Annotated in this window: 18 protein-coding genes; 11 read left to right on the top strand and 7 right to left on the bottom strand. The window is 72.4% G+C overall.

Annotation, left to right across the window (positions count from 1 at the left end):
• A partial coding sequence (locus tag B3S45_RS13225) for an aldehyde dehydrogenase (NADP(+)) (RefSeq protein WP_286721154.1) occupies window positions 1-1,335 on the top strand: 1,335 nt, incomplete at its 5' end.
• A gap of 1,037 nt (window positions 1,336-2,372) precedes the next feature.
• Here B3S45_RS13225 and B3S45_RS13220 read toward each other — a convergent pair.
• The 3 genes from B3S45_RS13220 to B3S45_RS13210 form a co-directional block, all read right to left on the bottom strand.
• Complete coding sequence (locus B3S45_RS13220; RefSeq protein ID WP_286721152.1) at window positions 2,373-3,515, bottom strand: glycerate kinase; 1,143 nt, start codon at window positions 3,513-3,515, stop codon at window positions 2,373-2,375.
• A gap of 88 nt (window positions 3,516-3,603) precedes the next feature.
• On the bottom strand, window positions 3,604-3,774 hold the full coding sequence (locus B3S45_RS13215; protein WP_286721150.1) for a hypothetical protein: 171 nt from the start codon (window positions 3,772-3,774) through the stop codon (window positions 3,604-3,606).
• Window positions 3,775-3,825: 51 nt separating this feature from the next.
• Complete coding sequence (locus tag B3S45_RS13210; RefSeq protein WP_414683092.1) at window positions 3,826-4,908, bottom strand: LacI family DNA-binding transcriptional regulator; 1,083 nt, start codon at window positions 4,906-4,908, stop codon at window positions 3,826-3,828.
• An 87-nt stretch (window positions 4,909-4,995) separates the two neighbouring features.
• On the opposite strand from B3S45_RS13210, the gene galT reads away from it, so the two are divergent.
• From galT to B3S45_RS13175, 7 genes are all read left to right on the top strand, one after another.
• Complete coding sequence (gene galT, locus B3S45_RS13205; protein WP_286721148.1) at window positions 4,996-6,171, top strand: galactose-1-phosphate uridylyltransferase; 1,176 nt, start codon at window positions 4,996-4,998, stop codon at window positions 6,169-6,171.
• Window positions 6,168-7,367, top strand: a complete 1,200-nt coding sequence (gene galK / locus B3S45_RS13200) for a galactokinase (RefSeq protein ID WP_286721147.1) — start codon at window positions 6,168-6,170, stop codon at window positions 7,365-7,367. Before galT ends, galK begins: the two co-directional genes overlap by 4 nt.
• Window positions 7,368-7,513: 146 nt before the next feature.
• On the top strand, window positions 7,514-8,365 hold the full coding sequence (locus B3S45_RS13195; protein WP_071044974.1) for an alpha/beta fold hydrolase: 852 nt from the start codon (window positions 7,514-7,516) through the stop codon (window positions 8,363-8,365).
• Window positions 8,366-8,449: 84 nt separating this feature from the next.
• Entirely contained in the window at window positions 8,450-8,824 is a 375-nt protein-coding gene (locus B3S45_RS13190) for a YidH family protein (RefSeq protein ID WP_071044975.1), read from the top strand.
• Window positions 8,821-9,162 (top strand): DUF202 domain-containing protein, encoded by a 342-nt coding sequence (locus B3S45_RS13185; protein ID WP_194383846.1) that lies wholly within the window; start codon window positions 8,821-8,823, stop codon window positions 9,160-9,162. The genes B3S45_RS13190 and B3S45_RS13185 overlap by 4 nt, the downstream gene beginning before the upstream one ends.
• Before the next feature lie 76 nt (window positions 9,163-9,238).
• Window positions 9,239-9,832, top strand: a complete 594-nt coding sequence (locus B3S45_RS13180; protein WP_194383847.1) for a TetR/AcrR family transcriptional regulator — start codon at window positions 9,239-9,241, stop codon at window positions 9,830-9,832.
• The gene (locus B3S45_RS13175; protein WP_194383848.1) at window positions 9,829-11,307 is read left to right on the top strand and encodes a carboxylesterase/lipase family protein; all 1,479 of its coding nucleotides are present in this window, start codon (window positions 9,829-9,831) and stop codon (window positions 11,305-11,307) included. The genes B3S45_RS13180 and B3S45_RS13175 overlap by 4 nt, the downstream gene beginning before the upstream one ends.
• Window positions 11,308-11,486: 179 nt before the next feature.
• Here the strand turns inward: B3S45_RS13175 and B3S45_RS13170 are convergent, their stop codons facing one another.
• The 4 genes from B3S45_RS13170 to B3S45_RS13155 all read right to left on the bottom strand — a co-directional run bounded on the left by B3S45_RS13170 (window position 11,487) and on the right by B3S45_RS13155 (window position 15,904).
• A complete protein-coding gene (locus tag B3S45_RS13170; RefSeq protein WP_286721142.1) occupies window positions 11,487-12,341 on the bottom strand; it encodes a DUF559 domain-containing protein in 855 nt (284 codons plus the stop codon).
• A gap of 417 nt (window positions 12,342-12,758) precedes the next feature.
• Window positions 12,759-13,745 (bottom strand): TIGR03560 family F420-dependent LLM class oxidoreductase, encoded by a 987-nt coding sequence (locus B3S45_RS13165; protein ID WP_071044980.1) that lies wholly within the window; start codon window positions 13,743-13,745, stop codon window positions 12,759-12,761.
• A 9-nt stretch (window positions 13,746-13,754) separates the two neighbouring features.
• Entirely contained in the window at window positions 13,755-14,876 is a 1,122-nt protein-coding gene (locus B3S45_RS13160) for a DNA-methyltransferase (RefSeq protein ID WP_286721140.1), read from the bottom strand.
• Window positions 14,855-15,904 carry a lipoate--protein ligase family protein gene (locus tag B3S45_RS13155; RefSeq protein ID WP_286721138.1) on the bottom strand — a complete coding sequence of 350 codons (1,050 nt, stop codon included), beginning with the start codon at window positions 15,902-15,904 and terminating at the stop codon, window positions 14,855-14,857. Before B3S45_RS13155 ends, B3S45_RS13160 begins: the two co-directional genes overlap by 22 nt.
• Before the next feature lie 88 nt (window positions 15,905-15,992).
• Between B3S45_RS13155 and B3S45_RS13150 the strand changes: the two genes are divergently transcribed.
• From B3S45_RS13150 to B3S45_RS13140, 3 genes are all read left to right on the top strand, one after another.
• Window positions 15,993-16,613 carry a PadR family transcriptional regulator gene (locus tag B3S45_RS13150; protein WP_286721136.1) on the top strand — a complete coding sequence of 207 codons (621 nt, stop codon included), beginning with the start codon at window positions 15,993-15,995 and terminating at the stop codon, window positions 16,611-16,613.
• Window positions 16,610-18,088, top strand: coding sequence for a DHA2 family efflux MFS transporter permease subunit (locus tag B3S45_RS13145; protein ID WP_194383849.1), 1,479 nt, complete (start codon window positions 16,610-16,612; stop codon window positions 18,086-18,088). Before B3S45_RS13150 ends, B3S45_RS13145 begins: the two co-directional genes overlap by 4 nt.
• Before the next feature lie 206 nt (window positions 18,089-18,294).
• Window positions 18,295-19,306 (top strand): DEAD/DEAH box helicase (locus B3S45_RS13140; RefSeq protein ID WP_286721134.1); only part of this gene is annotated, 1,012 nt, incomplete at its 3' end.

Raw genomic sequence — 19,306 nt, 5'->3', positions numbered from 1 at the left:
GCCGACGCACTCGACGCGCACGCCGACGAGCTCGTCGCGATCGCCGACGAGGAGACCCGCCTCGGCGAGACCCGCCTGCGCGGCGAGGTCGGGCGCACGACCGGCCAGCTGCGCCTGTTCGCGAGCGTCGTCGAGGAGGGCTCGTACCTCGAGATCACGATCGACGACGCCGACGGCGCCGCCACCCCGCCGCGCCCCGAACTGCGACGGATGCTCACCGGCGTCGGCCCGGTGGCGGTGTTCTCGGCCTCGAACTTCCCCTTCGCGTTCTCCGTCGCCGGCGGCGACACCGCCTCGGCCCTCGCGGCCGGGAACCCCGTGGTCGTGAAGGCGCACTCCGGCCATCCCCGCCTGTCCGAGCGCACCGCCGAGATCGTCGCCGCGGCCCTGGAAGCGGCGGGAGCACCCGCGGGCTCGCTCGGTCTCGTCGAGGGTCGCGAAGCCGGCAACGCCCTCGTGCAGCATCCCTCGATCCAGGCCGCCGGGTTCACCGGCTCGCTGGGCGGCGGACGCGCCCTGTTCGACCTGGCGACCGGGCGAGAGGACCCCATCCCCTTCTACGGCGAGCTCGGCAGCGTCAATCCCGTGGTTCTCACCCCGGCCGCCGTCGCGCGGCGCGGTGAGGCGCTCGCGCAGGGCCTGGTCGCCTCGTTCACGCTCGGGGTCGGGCAGTTCTGCACCAAGCCGGGTGTGGTGTTCGTCCCGGCCGGATCCGGCTTCGACGAGCTCGTCGCGCGCCTCGTTCCGGGCGCATCCGGTGGGCCGCTGCTGACCGACCGCATCACCGCGGCGTTCCCGTCCGGTCTCGCGCACCTCGAGGCCGACCCGTCGGTCTCGGTCGTGGCCGGATCCGCCGAACAGGCCGAGGGCACCGCGCAGCCGGTCGTGCTGAGGACCGATGCCGCCGCCGTCGCGGATCGGCCCGAGACGCTGCTCGAGGAGTGCTTCGGCCCCGTGACGCTGCTGGTCGAGTACGCCGACGACGCCGCGCTGCAGCGTGCCCTGGAGGCGGTGCCGGGCAGCCTCACGGCCACCCTGCACGCCGAGGACGACGACGCCGTCGACGACGTGCTCGAGGTGCTGCAACGCAAGGCCGGACGCGTGCTGTTCGCCGGCTGGCCAACTGGCGTGGCGGTGACGTGGTCGCAGCAGCACGGCGGTCCGTGGCCGGCGACCACCTCGCTGCACACCTCGGTCGGCGCGACGGCGATCCGCCGGTTCCTGCGGCCGATCGTCTTCCAGGACGCCCCGCAGCGTCTGCTGCCTCCGGTGCTGCGCGACGACGCCTTCCCGTCGCTCCCGCACCGCCGGAACGGCATCCTCACCCTCCCCTGACGCGGTGCCGCCGGGCTCCGGTGGGCCGCGGGGCTCCGGCGACGGTGGGGAAGTGACGTGGGGGGGCTCCGGCGAGGCTGGGGCTCCGGCGAGCCACGGGGCTCCGGCGGGCCGCGGGGCTCCGGTGGGCCGCGGGGCTCCGGCGAGGCTGGGGCTCCGGCGACGGTGGGGCGGTGACGCCGCGGGCTGGCAACGACGGGCTGCGGCCGGGCGGCGCGGGCCGGCGACGATAGGCTGCGGCCGGGCGGTGGCCCCGGCGATGGTGGGGGCCGCGTCTCCGCTCACGTCGTGCCCCAACTCAGGCTGGGCGAACCGAACGGCCCGGATTCCAGGCCTCCCGGCCGTACCCGGGCTCCTCCATCCTGAGTTGGTGCACACGTCGGGTGTGACACCGGGGCGGCATCGAGTCGAGACCTTGCCTCACCGGGCGACAGACGACAGAAGGCGCCGAACCCCCGCACGTGGTGTCACCTGTCGGCGTCTCGACGGGCGACGGGCACCAACTCAGGCTGGGGGACCACGAGCCGCCGGAATTCCGACCTCTCGGCCGTACCCGAACTCCCCGAGCCTGAATTGGTGCACACGGTGGGGTGAGACTCCGGTGCGGCATCGAGTCGACCATCCGGTGCCGCGCCAGGGGACAGACGGCAAAGACGCCGACGCCCGCACGAGGTGTGAGTTGTCGGGCGTCCTGACCGGCGACGTGCGCCAACTCAGATTGGGGGCCGGAATTCCGGCCTCTCCGTCTCATCCGAACTCCACGAGCCTGAATTGGTGCACCGATGGGACGGCAAGCGAAGGCCACGCGACGGCAGCGGCATACGACAGGGCGGCCACGCGACGGGCGGCACCGCTGTGACACGTGCACCAACTCAGGCTGGATGGCACTCACCGGGCCGGGAAATCGATACCAGGCCGCATCTGGACCTCCTCAGCCTGAGTTAGGCACCAGCACGCGGGCGGAGGGAGGTCGGGGCGACCGGGGGCGGGCAGGCGGCGGGGTCAGAGGCGGAGGAGGTCGGGTGGACGGAGGAAGGTCAGAGGGATGCGGCGAGGGCGGCGCCGGCTTGCGCGAGCCACGTCGCGGGGTCGGCCATGGCCGCCTCCGGCGTTCCCGCCAGGTCGGTCAGCGACGCGGTGGCGGCGAAGGCCGAGGTGTCGGCGTCGGGCGAGATGCGGCCGGCGACGAGCAGCGCGGGCACGCCGGCAACCGCCGCCAGGTGGTGCACCCGGGACGGCACCTTGCCGGCGGCCGACTGGCCGTCGAATGCGCCCTCGCCCGTGACGACGACGGCGGCGCCGCCGATCGCGTCGGCGAGCCGGATGAGCTCGGCGACCTCTTCGGCGCCGGGAACGAGCTCGCCGCCCCACAGGCGCAGGGCGAAGCCGGTACCGCCGGCGGCACCCGAACCGGGTGCGTCCGGGTCGACCCCGACGAGGTCGGCGAGGCGGGCGAGCGCTGCATCCACAGCCGGGATGTCGTCCCCACCCAGACCCTTCTGCGGACCGAAGACGGCTGCCGCTCCCCGCGGGCCCGTCAGCGGATGCGTGACGTCGCTCAACACACGGACGCCGCCGGCTGGAAGCGGGGCGAGACCCGACAGATCGACCTCGGCCACATCGCCGAGTCCGCGCGCACCGGGAGCGACGGGCGCGCCGTCGACGTCGAGCACGCGCGCGCCGAGCGCGGCGAGCATCCCCACCCCCGCGTCCGTCGACGCGCTCGAACCGATTCCGAGGACCAACCGCGAGACGCCGTGGTCCAGCGCGGCGGCGATCGCCTGCCCGAAGCCGCGTGTGTCGGCGTCGAGCGGCCGGAGTCGCGGGGGCGTTCCCAGCAGCTCGATGCCCGAGGTGCCGGCGAGTTCGACGACCCCGGTGCCGGCGTCGGCGGCGGCGGTCGGCGGAAGCAGCAGCCAGTGCGCCTCGACGGGCGCGCCCTCCGGTCCATCGACCGTCACGGGCATGAGCGTCGCCCCGGGCACGGCCGCCGCGAAGGCGGCGACGGTGCCTTCGCCGCCGTCCGCCATCGGCCGGTGCACGATCCGGTCGCCCGGTCGCACGCGGTGCCACCCCGCTTCAAGCGCGTCAGCGGCGGCGTCTGCGGCGATCGAGCCTTTGAACGAGTCCACCGCGAGCACCACGGTGCCTGGAGGACGGCCCTCGGTCGCTCCGGTCATGCCACTCCTTCGTCGACGCGGTCGCGATGGGATGGACTCCGGTGGAGCATCCCACGGAAAGCGTATTCCACTCGAAAGGACGAAGCGACTAGGCGTCGACCGGCCGCGCGGTGCCCTCCGTCACATGGACGACCTCGCCGGTCTCGATCTCGACCCCGACGACGAACTTCCCCGATGGCGTCGCTCGAACGTCGATGACCTCCCCCTCCCCGCGAGGCGTTGCGACGACGGTACCGGGCGTGAGGGATGAGCGCGTCACGCCTCGATCCTCCGCCGCCCGACGGAGCGGCGGGCGACGCGGCACACGCGGTCACCGTCGAGGTGCCGTGCTGGCCCGTTCGACGAGCTGGGCCGGGATGACCGCGCCACCCCCGGACGGATCATCGATGAGGGCCGATACGGCAGCCTCGCCGAGCGCGTCGAAGTCCTGCCGCACGGTCGTCAGCGGCGGCCGGTAGTCCCGGGCGTCCGGCACGTCGTCGAATCCGACCACGCTCACGTCCGCGGGAACGTCGAGCCCCCGCTCGGCGAGGCCCCGGAGCATCCCGAGCGCCATCTGGTCGTTCGCGCAGAACACCGCCGTCGCGGCGTCGTCAAGCAGCGCCGCGGCGGTGTGGCCGGCGCCCGACGTCCACGCACCGCGCAGCGGCTCCGCGACCTCGAGCCCCGCATTCTCGAGCGCCTCGCGCCAACCGCGCTCGCGCTCGGCCGCCGCGTAGCTGCCCAGCGGACCGGCGAGGTGACGGATGCGCGTATGACCGAGCGCGATGAGGTGCCGTGTCGCCGCCCGCGCGCCGCCGGCATGGTCGGTCTGCGCGGTACCGGTGCGCCCGGCACCCGCCTGCCCGGCACCCGGCCGACCGTTCCGCGCCGAGGCGGTGGCGGGATGTGCGGAACTCCCCGGCCCCGCCGCATCCTCCGCGGGCGCGTCGACGACGACCAGCCGCAGGCCCTCCGGCGGTGCGACGTCCCGTGCGAGGAGGGTCGCCTCGTTCAGCACGACTACACCGTCGACGCCCTGGTCCTCGAGCCGCTCGAAGGCCGACGCGATGCCGCCGTCGACCTCGGCGTGCAGCGTGACCACGACGAGGGCGAGGCCCCGGGACGCGGCCGCATCCGAGACCGCTTGCAGCATGCGCGAGTTGCCGACCGTGGCGAGGGTCGACACCACGAGCCCGATGGTGTGGGTGCGACCGGTGCGCAGCGCACGTGCCGCGCGATGCGGCCGGTAGCCCAGCTCGGCCATCGCCGCCTCGACGCGCGCCCGCGTCGCCGGATCCACCCGCGGGCTGCCGTTGACCACGCGCGAGACCGTCTGTCCGGAGACGCCGGCGCGCGCGGCCACGTCAGCCATCGAGACCCGCCGCACCTGTCCCGCGATCCGCCTCGGCATGCGTTCCCCTCTCGCACCGACCGGCGTCATCGGGTGAACAACGCAGGCATGTTGACGCTAACACACCCCTCCAGGTACCGTGTTGACGTGAACACACCTGAGTTCTTCACGGCCGAGCTGTCCGGCGGCGTCGTCAAGCGGGCCACCCGCCTCGCCGACGGCCGCGAGCTGATCTACTTCGACGACCCGGGCACGTCGCTGCCGGCCGAGCGCGCCATTGACGCCCGCACCCTGGATGCGCGCCCCGCCACCGCGACGATGCGGCGGGATGTGCTCACCGGCGACTGGGTCTCGATCGCCGCGGCACGTCAGAACCGCACGTTCCTGCCGCCGGCGCACCTCGATCCGCTCGCTCCGCAGACCGCGACCAACCCGTCGGAGGTGCCCTCCGTCTACGACGTCGCGGTGTTCGAGAACAAGTCGCCCTCGTTCGGCCCGGCCCTGGCCCGCGCCACCGGCGACGCACCCGCAGCCGACGATGCGCCGCAGAGCCTCGACGACCTCGACGCTCCGGGGCTCGGCCGCACCCGCACGTCGGTCGGACGCTGCGAGGTCGTGTGCTTCAGCCCCGAGCACGCGGGGTCGTTCGGCACCCAGAGCGCCACACGCGCCCGCACCGTCATCGAGGCGTGGGCCGATCGCACCGCCGCGCTCTCCTCCCTGCCCGGCATCGCGCAGGTGTTTCCGTTCGAGAACCGCGGCGAAGAGATCGGGGTCACCCTTCAGCACCCGCACGGTCAGATCTACTCCTATCCGTACATCACCCCCCGCACCCAGTCGCTGCTGCGCTCGATCGCCCGCGAGGGCGACGACCTGTTCGCGCGCATCGTCGCGTTCGAGGCGGCCGGTCCCCGGGTCGTGCTCGAAGCCGAGCACTGGCTCGCCTACGTGCCCTTCGCGGCGCGCTGGCCGATCGAACTGCACCTCGCGCCCCGGCGCCATGCCGCCGACTTCACCGAGCTGACGGATGCCGAGCGCGACGAACTCGCGACGGTCTACCTGCGTCTGCTCCGCGGCGTCGACGCCCTGTACGACACCCCCACGCCGTACATCGCCGCGTGGCACCAGGCCCCGGTCGCCGTCGGACGCGACACGGCGCGCCTGCACCTGCAGCTGACCTCCCCGCGCCGCGCCGCCGACAAGCTGAAGTACCTCGCCGGATCCGAGGCCGCCATGGGGGCCTGGATCGGCGACATCCCGCCCGAAGCCGCCGCCGACCGCCTGCGCGAGGCCGTCGCATCCATCCCGGAGGTGTCCCTGTGACCTCGCCCGAACCCGCATCAGACACCGCCCGGCAGGCACGCGAGCTCTTTCGCGAGCTGACCGGAGCCGAGCCGGTGGGAACGTGGTCGGCGCCGGGCCGAGTGAACCTCATCGGCGAGCACACCGACTACAACGACGGCTTCGTGCTGCCCTTCGCCATCCCCTTCCGCACGCACGTCGCGGTGGCTCCACGCACCGACGGCGTGCTGCGGGTCGTGTCGGAGGTCGACCCGGTGCCGGTCGAGGTGCCGGTCGCCGAACTCGAGGCCCTGTTCCCCGCGCGTCGCGACGAGGTGCCGGAGTGGGCCCGGTACCCGCTCGGTGTCGCGTGGGCGCTGCTCGCCGCATCCGGAACCGCCGCGACCGACGTCACCGGCGCCGACCTGGCCTTCTCGTCCGATGTGCCGGTGGGCGCGGGCCTGTCGTCGTCCGCGGCGATCGAGGGGGCAACGGCGACCGCGCTCGCCGACACGTGGGGGCTCGATCTCGACCGGGTCGCCCTCGCCCGGGCCGGACGCACCGCCGAAAATGATGCGGTGGGAGCACCCACCGGGATCATGGATCAGATGGCCTCGATGCTGGGCGAAGCCGACGCGGCCATCTTCCTGGACTGCCGCACGCTCGCCACCGAGGTCGTCGACCTCGGGTTCGACGCCGCCGACCTCGAGCTCGTCGTGATGGACACCGGCGTGAAGCACTCCCACGCCACCGGCGGCTACGGCGAGCGGCGTGCCGCCTGCGAGCGCGGGGCCGCGGCGATGGAGGTCGCGGCGCTCCGCGACGTCTCGGTCGACGACCTGCCGCGGGTGGCCGAGCGCGTCGACGAGGTGACGTTCCGCCGCGTGCGCCACATCGTGACCGAGAACCAGCGCGTGCTGGACACCGTGGCGGTGCTGCGGGATGCCGGACCCACCGCGATCGGCGAGCTCCTCGTCGCCTCGCACGCGTCGATGCGAGACGACTTCGAGATCTCGGTGCCCGAGCTCGACACCGCGGTGGATGCCGCGCTGGCCGCCGGCGCGATCGGCGCCCGCATGACCGGCGGCGGGTTCGGCGGGGCCGCGATCGCCCTGGTCTCGCGCGAGAAGGTCGCCGACGTGACCGACGCCGTGCGGCGTGCGTTCGCCGCTCGCGGCTTCGCCGACCCTCACGTGTTCTCTGTCACCGCCGCCGCCGGCGCCGGCCGCGACGCCTGAGGCCTCGCAGCGGCCGTACCCCACCACGCGCATCGCGGACGGTCAAGCCCTGGCTCGCACGTGTCGCCGGCCGTAGCGTCGACGGCGGATCGGACACTCCGGTCCGCCCCGGCATCCCGGGAGCGCAGCGAGAAGGGCGACCGCACGTGGCGTACATCACCGTCGGGACCGAGAACTCGGTCGACGTCGAGCTCCACTACACCGACCAGGGACCGAGCACCGGAACACCGGTCGTGCTCATCCACGGCTATCCGCTGAACGGGGAGTCGTGGGCCCGGCAGCAGTATCCGCTGCTGGATGCCGGCTACCGCGTCATCGCCTACGACCGGCGCGGCTTCGGGGCATCCACGAAGACCGCCTCCGGCGCCGACTACGACACGTACGCCGCCGACCTCCACGCACTCATGGAAGAGCTGGACCTTCGCGACGCCGTGCTCCTCGGCTTCTCCATGGGCACCGGCGAGATCGCCCGCTACCTGGGCCGCTACGGCGCCGACCGCGTCGCCAAGGCCGGGCTGCTCAGCGGCATCCTCCCCTACCTGCTCGCCACCGACGACAACCCCGACGGCGCGGGGCCGCAGGGGTTCTTCGACGACCTGCGCGCACAGGTGAGGGATGACCGCTTCGCCTTCGTGCGCGGGTTCTTCGAGGGCTTCTACAACCTCGAGGAGAACCTCGACCGGCGCATCTCGCAAGACGCCGTCGACGCGAACGTGCAGGTGGCCGCGCACGCGGGCAACGTCGCGATCGCCGATGCGACGCTGACGTGGCCGACCGACTTCCGCGCCGACATCGCCGAAGTGGCCGCGAGCGGCATCCCGTGCCTGATCGTGCACGGCACCGCCGACAACGTCGTGCCCATCGACGCGTCGGCCCGACGGCTGCGGGATCTCCTGCCACAGGCGACGTACGTCGAGCTCGAAGGGGCACCGCACGGCCTGCTGTGGACCCACGCCGACCAAGTGAACGAGGCTCTCTCGGCGTTCCTGTCGGTGTGAATCTCCGCCGCCGCCGCGGCGCACGGGGGCGCGGCGGCGCCGGAGTAGCCTGGGTGAGCCACCGACCCGCACCAGGAGGACGGCGTGAGCGAGACCCCCCGACGATTCCCCGCATCCGTCTACCGCGAGGGCGACGAACCCGACCCGCGGTTTAGTCTCGCCAACGAGCGCACCTTTCTCGCGTGGGTGCGCACGGCCCTCGCCCTCATGGCCGGCGGGGTCGCGCTCGAGGCTCTCGAACTTCCCGAGAACACCGGCTTCCGCCTCGCCGCCGCCCTGATCTTCGTGCTCCTGGGCCTGCTGGCCGCCGTGCACGCATGGCTGAGCTGGGCCCGCACCGAACGCGCGCTCCGTCGCAGCAGCGCCCTGCCCGCGCCCGCGACCGCCCTGATCATCGTCGTGGGCGTCGTGGTCGCCGTCGGCCTCGTGCTCGCCGGCTTCGTGCTGGAGCTGCGGTGACCGACCGCCCGTTCGACCCCGGCCTGCAGCCCGAGCGGACGCTCCTGTCGTGGCGTCGCACGTGCCTGGCCCTCGCGGTCGCGAGCCTCGTCTCGGTGCGCTTCGCCGCCGAGATCCTCGGGGTCGCCGCGATCGCCTTCGGGGTGGTGGGGCTGGTCATGGCCATCGCCGCCTACGTCGCCGCCGGGCACCGCTATCGCCGGGCGCACCAGGCCCTGAGCACCGACGGCGAGCTGCCGACCGACGGGGCGGCGCTGGTTCTCATGCTCGGAGCCCTGGTGACCATCGGCACGGCGTGCGCCGTGTATGTCGTCGGCATCGCCGCATCCCGTCTCTGACCCGGCACGCGAGCAGACACATAAGCCATACGACATTTGGCTTTGAGGTTCGAGCATTGTTCGGTTTACTTCTCCCATGGCACGAAGAGGTTCCTACGCGAAGGGCGTGGCGAAGCGGGAGGAGATCCTCGAGCGAGCCCTCGACGTGATCGCGCGCGAGGGGTTCCGTCGCACATCCGTCAAAGACCTGGCCGAGGCCGTCGGCCTCAGCCAGGCCGGGCTCCTGCACTACTTCGGCACGAAGGAGCAGCTGTTCACGGAGATCCTCCGCAAGCGCGACGAGCTCGACAATGCCGCGCTCGGCGCCGCGACCGGCGACCGGACGCACGACGACGCCATGCGCGAGGGCTGGGTCGGCGTCATCCGCCACAACCAGCGCGTGCCGGGACTGGTGCACCTGTTCGCCGCGCTGTCCGTCGACGCCGCGGACGCGGAGCACCCGGCGCACGACTACTTCATCGAGCGGAACAGGCGCCTGCGAGAGACCCTCGCCGAGGCCATCGAGGATCGCCTCGACCCGCGCGTCGACCCGGAGACAGCCGGGCGCCTGCTGCAGGCGGTTGCCGACGGCCTGCAGCTGCAGTGGATGCTCGAGCCCGACCTCGACATGGCCGCCGCGACCGGCGCGCTCCTCGACATCCTCGTGCCGCCCAGGGAGGATGCGACGTGAGCGCCGATCCGGTCGCCGATACCTCCGCAGGCCGCGTGCGCGGCCGGTGGCGCGACGTCGACGGCATCCGTTCGGCGGCCTTCCTCGGCATTCCGTACGCCGAGCCGCCGGTGGGCGACCTGCGGTTCGCCGCGCCCGTGCCGCGTACGCCCTGGGACGGCGAGCGCGACGCGACCGGATTCGGCGCGACCCCGCAGCGGATCGACGGCGGCGAGACGCTCATCCCGGAACCGGCGATCGCGGGAGAGGACATCCTGTCGGTGAACGTCTTCACACCCGCGCCTGGTGGCGACCACCTGCCGGTCATCGTCTACATCCACGGCGGCGGGTACGTCTCGGGGTCGCCCGCGAGCGCCTGGTACGACGGCGCGGCCTTCGCGCGCGACGGTGTCGTCACGGTGACCCTGTCGTACCGGCTCGGGTTCGACGGGTTCGGGCATGTTCCGGGCGCCCCGGCGAATCGCGGGGTGCGGGACTGGGTCGCCGCGCTGGAGTGGGTGCGGGAGAACATCGCCGCGTTCGGCGGCGACCCCGACCGCGTGACGCTCGCGGGCCAGTCTGCCGGCGGCGGAGCCGTGCTCACCCTGCTCGCGCTCCCCGCCGCACGCGGACTGTTCCGCGCGGCGTGGGCGATGTCGCCCGCCCTCGCCGACGTCTCGCCCGAGACGGCACGCTCACTGTCGGCGAGGATCGCACACCTCGCCGGCGTGCCCGCCACGCGGGAGGGATTCGGTGCCGTGCCGCGCGAGGATCTCCCCGCCCTCGAGCGTCGGGCAGCGAGACCGGAGTCCGGCTCGAGACTCGAGGCGCTCCGGGCGCTCGTCGACGACGCGCTGTCGTGGGGACCCGCCGTCGACGGTGAACTCATCGAACGACCCACGGTGGATGCGATCCGCGACGGCGCGGGAGACGACATCCCGCTGGTGATCGGCGCGGTCGATGACGAGATGACCTTCATCACCGACCGGGCGCGACGGCCCCTTCGCGTGGTGCCGGCGGGTATCGCCCTGGGACTGCTCGGCGTCGAGCGGGGGCGGCGCCGCGACTACCTCGCGGCGAACGCCGAGCAGCGCCGCCGAGGCACGGCCGCGGTCCTCGGCCGATACCTCGGCGATGTCGTCTTCCGGTCGCTCGTGGCGCGCGTCGCGCAGGCGCGGGAGGGCGCGCCCGCCCCGACGTGGGCCTACCGGTTCTCGTGGGTGTCGCCGACGAAGGGTTGGGCGCTGCACTGTCTCGACGTGCCCTTCTGGTTTGACGTGCTCTCCGCGGAGCGGGTCGCCGCGATCGCCGGCGAGGCTCCGCCGCGGGCCCTCGCGGCCGCGGTGCACGACAGCGCCGCCGCCTTCGCCCGCACGGGAGACCCGGGGTGGCGACCATGGTCGGAGGCGCCCGGCACCACCCGCGTCTTCGGCGGGTCAGGGCCGCTGCCCGGGGTGATTGCCGACGGCTACCGCTCCGTCGCCCCGCTCGTGTGACCCGTCGCGTGCTGACCAGTCTCCTGTGACTCGGCGCGTGTGACTCCGCCTCCCACGTCGACAACGCCGCCTCGCGCGTAGACAACGCCGCCGCGCGCGTCAACAACGCAGGAGATTCCGGGCGAATCCCGCGCTCCTGGCCTCCACAGGGCCGACGCGCCACAGATCTCCGGTGTTGTTCACGCAACGCGCCGCGACAGAGCGCCTCCGGCGGTGCCCGAGAAGAGTCCGCGGATGGCTGCGACCACCTCCTCCGGTCCCCACATGATGTCTTCCGCGATCGGCCGATACACCGCGAAGCCACGCGCGGCAGCCGCCTGATCCCGACGACGGTCGCGGCGCTGCGCCTCCCAATCGGCGTGGAACTCCTCGCTGTCGCACTCGATGATGAGCCACCCGTCGACGAGGAAGTCGACCCGCCCGACGCCGGTGATCCGGACCTGCACCTCGTAACGCAGGCCGAGGGCCCGAAGGATCAGCCGCACCAGTGTCTCCGGTCCCGACTCAGCTCTGCCGTCGACCAGGGGCAGTAGGGCCGTGTACCTCCCGGCGAGCGCGCCGAACAGTTCCCGCAGGTCGTCGCGGTGCACATACCCCCGCTGCAGCGCCGAGTCGATCGAGGCGATCGCCGCGCGAGGACTCTGGCACCTCACCGCGCACGCGACCGCGTCGAGCGGTTCGACGGAGGTGGCGCACGGGTGTGGGCGACGGACCAACCGCCCCCAGTGACGCCGCACCGGCCGGGATATCCCGGGCACACGGGAGGCGTGCTCCGGAAGATGAACGTCGAGATCGGCGCGCTCCATCACGAAGACGCCGGCGCGACGCAGCTCGGACGTGCACGTCAACAGGCCCCCGATGCTCACCGCGTCCACCGTGTCGACGGGCACGCCCATCGGAAGATAGGCGTTTCGTCGCGGGTGCAGGAGCGTGCCCGCCGTCACGGCTCGCGCGAGGTCGCGATCCGTGACGCCTTCCTCGCGCAGATCGCGGCGACGGGCGAGAAGCGGGGCGGGTTCGGCATGTCTGGCCATCGGCCAACCGTGCCCGGATGCCGCAGACGTCCGGGCAAGTCGCGACCACCCTGTGGATCGATGCGGCAACTGCCGAGCCGGGGAGGAGAAGTGGCCGCGGCCGCCTCCGGTGAACAGCACAGGAGAAACGACGGGGAAAGGGCCGTGGGCGCCCGGATAGCGGCCACACCGCGCGGATCTCCTGTGTTGTTCACCGGCGGAGCGCAGCGCGCCCGCGTCTCGTCACGAGAGGAGTATCCGGGTCGGGTGCAGGCGAGCGGCGACGCGACGCAGGCCACATGGTGTGAACAAGACAGGAGAAACAGTCGGATTCCGGGCTGCCGGTGGCTCTCAGCGGGTGTTGCGCGCGGATCTCCTGTGTTGTTCACCGGCGGCCGCGGCACCGACCCTCGCCTGCACGCCCGCCGGCGGAGCGGGTCAGGCGAGGGACGGGATGACGTGGCGCTCGAAGAGGTCCATGCCGGAGGTGTCGTAGGCGGCCTCGGGGAAGTAGTGGATGGCGTAGCCGAGACCGTGCCGCCCGCGCTCGGCGAGGCGCTCGGCCACCTGCTCGACCGTGCCGAAGCCGGGCGAGGCGAGATACTCCTGCTCGAGCGCGTCGGCACGTTCGGCGCCGATGTACGGCCGCACGCGGGCGACGACGGCGGCGAGCCGCTCGGACGCCTCCGCCTCGGTCTCCCCCACGATCGTGTTGAAATTCGAGCTGCGGACGATCTCCGCCTGGTCGCGACCGATGTCGTCGCAGTGACCACGGAGCACCGCGTCCTTGTGGTCGAACTCCTCGAGGCTGCCGGCGAAGTTCGTGTACGAGGCGTATTCCGCCGCGATGCGCAGCGTCACCTTCTCGCCGCTGCCGGCGATCCACATCGGGATGCCGCCGTCCTGCACGGGCAGCGGCCGCACGATCGCGCCGTCGACCTGGTAGTGCTTCCCGGCGAGTGTGGCCGTGCCGGTCGTCCAGGCCTGGCGCATGATCTCGACGCCCTCGCGCAGCATCCCGAGTCGCTCGCCGATGCGCGGGAAGCCGTAGCCGTACGCGGTCCATTCGTGCTCGTACCAGCCGCCGCCGATCCCCATCTCGGTGCGTCCGGCCGACACGTGGTCGACGGTGGCGGCGACCTTCGCCAGGTAGGCGGGGTTGCGGTAGCCCATGCACGTGCACATCTGGCCGAGACGGATGCGGTCGGTGGCCGCACCGAAGGCCGACATGAGCGTCCACGCCTCGTGGGTGGCCTCGTCGGTCGGCACCGGCACGGTGTGGAAGTGGTCGTAGACCCACAGCGACTCCCACGCCGCGGCGTCGGCGCGCTGCGCCAGGGCGCACATCACACGCCATTGATCGGTCGGCTCGATGTCGACGAGGTCGTGACGCCAGCCCTGCGGGATGAAGATTCCGAATCGCACCCGCTCAGCCTAGGGGGCGACCTCCACCGCCGTCTCGCCCCGCGTGGAATCGCTCCCGACGTCGACGCGGGCGTGCGGGATGCGGGCCGCCATCACCGCGATCGCGTCGGGGTTGGCGTCGACGAGGTCTGCGCGGCGGCCGAGCGCCGAGGCGACCGCGCCGGTGGTGCCGCTACCGGCGAAGAGGTCGAGTACGCGGTCCCCGGGCCGGCTGGAGGCCTGCACGATGCGACGGAGGATGCCCTCGGGCTTCTGTGTCGGGTAGCCGGTCTTCTCGCGGCCCGTGGTCGGGACGATCGTGTGCCACCAGACGTCGGTGGGGAGCTTCCCCCGGGCGGCCTTCTCCGGCGTCACGAGCCCCGGCGCCATGTAGGGCTCCCGGTCGACCGCGTCGGAGTCGAACCAGTAGGTCGCCGGGTTCTTGACGTACACGAGGATCGTGTCGTGCTTGGTGGGCCACCGGCGCCGGGATTTCGCCCCGTAGTCGTAGGCCCAGATCAGCTCGTTGAGGAACCGCTCGCGGCCGAAGAGCGCGTCCATCAGCACTTTGGCGTAGTGCGCCTCGCGGTAGTCCAGGTGCAGGTAGAGCGTGCCGTCGTCGGCGAGGAGCCGCCAGGCCTCCCCCAGCCGCGGCTCGAGCCAGCCCCAGTAGTCGTCGAACCGATCGTCGTAGGCTCGCAGGTCGCCGCGGAGGCGCTCGTACTCTCGTCCGTGGAAGCCGCGCCGGACCACCGGCGGCTCCTCGCGCCGTTCAGAACTCCTCGAAACCGCGCCCTGGTGCGGCGATTCGGCCCCGGAGGGAGCCTCTACGTGCCGATCTTGAGGAGTTGTGAACGACGGACCATCGGCATCGGGCGAGAGCGCGCCGGCATCGGGCGAGGCCGCGGCGGCGTCGGCGTCCGCGCCGGCATCGGGCGACGGCGCGGCGGCGTCGTGCGGCTCCGCGATGCGCCAGACGGCGGTCTCGACGGCACGACGCTGGGCGCGGCCGGTGTTGAACGGCGGGTCGAGATAGACGAGCGTGTAGGCGCCCGATTCGAGCCCGCGTGCCACCTCGAGATTGTCGCCGTGGTGGATGACGACCTCTCCCGGCCCGTCCTCTTCGGCGGTCACGGCACCCGGTGCAGCCACGCGTCGGTGGCGAACTTCGACGCCACGAGCTTCTCGGCCTCGGCGTACTCCTCCGCGCTGATCGTGCCCCGATCGGCGCCGTAGAGGCTGGTGAAGGTGGATGCGAGGCGTTCCAGGATCTCCTCGCGCGACAGACCCGTCTGCCGCCGGAGGGGATCGACGCGCTTGGCGGCCGAGACGGTTCCCTTGTCGCTGAGCTTCTCCCGCCCGATGCGCAGCACGTCGGTGAGCACCGCGCCGTCCATGTCGTAGGAGAGCGTGGCGTGGTGGAGCACGCCGCCGTTGGCCAGCCGCTTCTGGGCGGCGCCGCCGATCTTGCCCTGCGGCGAGGCGATGTCGTTGAGCGGCTGGTAGGTCGCCTCGACCCCCATGCCGCGCAGCGCCTGCAGCACCCAGTCGTCGAGGAAGGCGTACGAGTCGGCGAAGGTCATGCCGGCCACGAGCGTGGCGGGCACGTAGAGCGAGTAGGTCACGATCGATCCGGCGCCCATCAGCATCGCCCCGCCGCCGGAGATGCGCCGCACGACATCGAAGCCGTGGCGCACGGCCCCCTCGGGGTCGACCTCGTTGCGGAACGACTGGAACGATCCGATGACGACCGCCGACTCGTTCCACTCCCACAGCCGCAGCGTGGGGCGACGGCGCCCGTCGCCGACACGCGTGGTGAGCACCTCGTCGAGCGCGAGGTTCATGCGCGGCGAGACGGGCGGCTCGTGCACGACCTCCCAGTCGAAGTCCTTCCAGCCGGGAGCCGTGACCAGCGCGCGGCGCACCGCCGTGCCGACCGCCTCCGGGGTGAAGCCGAGCAGCTGGGCCCCCTGCGGCAGGGCGCCCCGAACCGCCGCGGCGATGGCGGCCGCATCCGTCTCGGCCGGGAGCCCGTTGACGGCGGCGTCGATGTCGTCGAGCGCCGTGTCGGGCTCGAGGAAGAAATCGCCTGCGAGATGGAATCCGCGGATGCGGCCGTCGACCACCTCGAGGTCGACGACGACGAGCTTTCCGCCGGGGACCTTGTATTCGCCGTGCACGGGTGCCAGCCTACGGCGCCCGGCCGTCGGCTGCGCGAGGACGGCTCGTCCGATATAGTCCATATGGGCTAATAGATTTGGAGTATTCATGACCGCGCGCCGACTGACGCCGCTGAGCCTGATGGTGCTCGCCCTCCTCGATGAGGACGACATGCATCCGTACGAGATGCTGCGCCTGATGAAGCAGCGACACGACGACCGCATGCTCAGCGTGACCAACGGGACGATGTACCACACCGTCGCGCGACTGCAGCGCGACGGCCTGATCGCCGAGGTCGGCGTCGACCGCGAGGGGAATCGGCCGGAGCGCACCACGTACACGCTCCTGCCCTCCGGCGGCGACGCGATGCGATCGTGGCTGCGGGACGAGCTCGAGCGGATCGATCGTCCCGGCGACTTCCGGATCGCCCTGTCCGAGGCCCACAACCTGCCGCGCGATGAGGTGCGGGATCTGCTGACGCGCCGGCTCGCACGGCTCACGCAGGACTTCGCGGAACTGGAGGAGAGCCTCGCCGCCGCCCGGCGGGTTCCCGTCGACGAGCAGTTCCTCGTCGAGGACGACCGCGAACGGGCCCTGTGCGTGGCCGAGACGATCTGGCTGGCGGACTTCCTGGGACGCCTGCAGAATCCGCAGCTGCCCTGGGGCCACGCCGCCGCCGGCAAAAAGAGCGATCACTATCTCGCTCAGCGGAAGGCGGCGCGCGAATGACCCAGACCCACGCACGAACCGGCGCAGTCGACACACGCCCCCGGAGCCCGTGGCCGGCGCTGTGGGCGCTGATCATCGGGTTCTTCATGATCCTCGTCGACACCACCATCGTCGCCGTCGCGAACCCGGCCATCAAGGCCGCCCTCGACCCGGGCACCGCCAACCTCGACAACGTCGTGTGGGTCACCAGCGCCTACCTGCTCGCGTACGCCGTGCCGCTGCTCATCACCGGACGCCTCGGCGACCGGTTCGGCCCGAAGAGCATCTACCTGAGCGGTCTCGCGCTGTTCACCCTGGCGTCCCTCGCGTGCGGCCTGTCGCCGACGCTCGGCGCGCTCATCGCGTTCCGCGCGGTGCAGGGGCTGGGCGCGTCGATGATGACCCCGCAGACGATGGCGGTGATCACCCGCACCTTCCCGGCCGGTCAGCGCGGCGCGGCGATGGGGCTGTGGGGCGGAACATCCGGCGTCGCGATGCTCGTCGGCCCGTTGGCGGGCGGCTTCCTCGTCGACGGCCTCGGGTGGGAGTGGATCTTCTTCATCAACATCCCCGTCGGCATCGTCGGGTTCGTTCTGGCATGGATGCTCGTGCCCGACCTCGGCAGGCAGCCGCACCGCTTCGACGTGGTCGGCGTCGTCCTGAGCGCCACCGCACTGTTCCTCATCGTCTTCGGGCTTCAGGAGGGTGAGGCGTATGACTGGGCGCCGTGGGTGTGGGTGATGATCGGCGCCGGTGTCGTCGTGCTCGGGCTGTTCCTCTGGCAGCAGAAGCTCACACGGGGCGAGCCCCTCGTGCCGCTGGGACTGTTCGGCGATCGCAACTTCGCGCTCGCCAGCGCCGGAGTCGCCATCGTCGGGTTCACCGTCACGAGCATGTCGCTGCCGCTGATGTTCTTCATCCAGCTCGCCCGGGGACTCTCGCCGACGCAGGCGGCCCTGCTGCTCGTGCCGACAGCCGTGTTCGCCGGCGTGCTCTCCCCGTTGGCCGGACGCCTGCTCGACCGCGTCGATCCGCGCGCTCTCCTGGTGCCGGGACTGCTGACGGTCACGGGCGCCCTCGTGTTGTATGCCGCGCTCATGAACATGGACACGCCGGTCTGGGCGTTCCTCATCCCGGCGGCGATGATGGGGATCGGCAACGCGGGCATGTGGGGACCGCTCGCGACGACGGCCACCCGCGATCTTCCGCGCCATCAGGCGGGGGCGGGCGCCGGGATCTACAACACCACCCGCACCGTGGGATCGGTGCTCGGATCATCGTCGATCGCGGCGATGATGCAGCTGAGCCTCGAAGCACAGCTGCCCGCCGGATCGGCTGCGGGTGACGTCGCCGCCGCCACCGAGCTCCCCGCCGACCTGGCCGGCCCGTTCGCCACCGCGATGGCCCAGTCGATGCTGCTTCCCGCCGCGGTCATGGCGCTCGGCGTCGTGGCCGTCTGCTTCCTCCGGCGCCCGGATCACCTGCGCACCCGATAGCCACGGAACGGGCCTCCCAGCCGCCTCGAGCGTCGGCGTGCTACCGTCGTGGTGCGGCTTCCTGCCGCTGCGTCGACGATACGCTTTCCGGCCTCCCGAGCCGCGACTTCTTCTCGATCGGCGAACCGATGCGCGATCCCGCGCCGTCGCCCACCCCGCGCCCCGCGTCTTCTCGCGTGCCGCGCTCTGTCAGAAAGCACTCCCCCATGTCCTCCTTCCTCGCTCTCGGCGTGCCCGAGACCCTCGCCTCCTCCCTCGCCTCGCGCGGCGTGACCGAGCCGTTCCCGATCCAGCGCGACACCCTGCCCGACGCCCTCGCTGGCCGTGACGTGCTCGGCCGCGGCCGCACCGGCAGCGGCAAGACGATCGCGTTCTCGCTTCCGATGGTCGCGCGCCTCTCCGGCGCGAACGCCGCCCGCCGCACCGGCGGGCACCCGCGCGGACTGGTCCTCGCCCCCACGCGCGAGCTCGCCTCGCAGATCGCGGCGACCATCAAGCCCCTCGCCGATGCGACCGGCCTGACGGTCACCACCGTCTTCGGCGGCGTCAGCCAGCGTCCGCAGGCCGACGCGATCCGCGCCGGCGTCGACATCGTCGTGGCCTGCCCCGGTCGCCTCGAGGACCTCATGCAGCAGGGCATCGTCAAGCTCGACCGCATCGAGGTCACGGTGCTCGACGAAGCCGACCACATGGCCGACCTCGGATTCCTGCCCGGCGTGACCCGCATCCTCAAGGCCACGCCGCAGGGTGGTCAGCGCATGCTCTTCTCGGCCACCCTCGACCGTGGCGTCGACACCCTCGTGTCGAAGTTCCTCCAGAACGAGGTGCGTCACTCCGTCGACGAGTCCTCGGTGCCCGAGGGCACGATGATCCACCGCGTCTTCGTCGCGGCCGACGCCGAGGCCAAGACCGCCCTCGTGCGCCGCATCGCCTCGGGATACGGCCGCCGCATCCTGTTCACCCGCACCAAGCACCAGGCGAAGAAGCTCGCCAAGCAGCTCACCGCGGCCGGCATTCCCGCCGTCGACCTGCACGGCAACCTGTCGCAGAACGCGCGCGAGCGCAACCTCGCCGCCTTCGGCGCGAACCCGGATGCCGGCGGCGTGCGCGTGCTCGTCGCCACCGACGTCGCCGCACGCGGCGTGCACGTCGACGGCGTGGAGCTCGTCGTGCACGTCGACCCGCCCGTCGAGCACAAGTCGTACCTGCACCGCTCCG

The organism is Microbacterium sp. UBA1612 (genome assembly GCF_002321605.1).
Classification (GTDB): Bacteria; Actinomycetota; Actinomycetes; order Actinomycetales; family Microbacteriaceae; genus Microbacterium; species Microbacterium luteum.
Note: the sequence above shows the minus strand (reverse complement) of the source record. Positions and strands in the feature narration are given on the sequence as shown.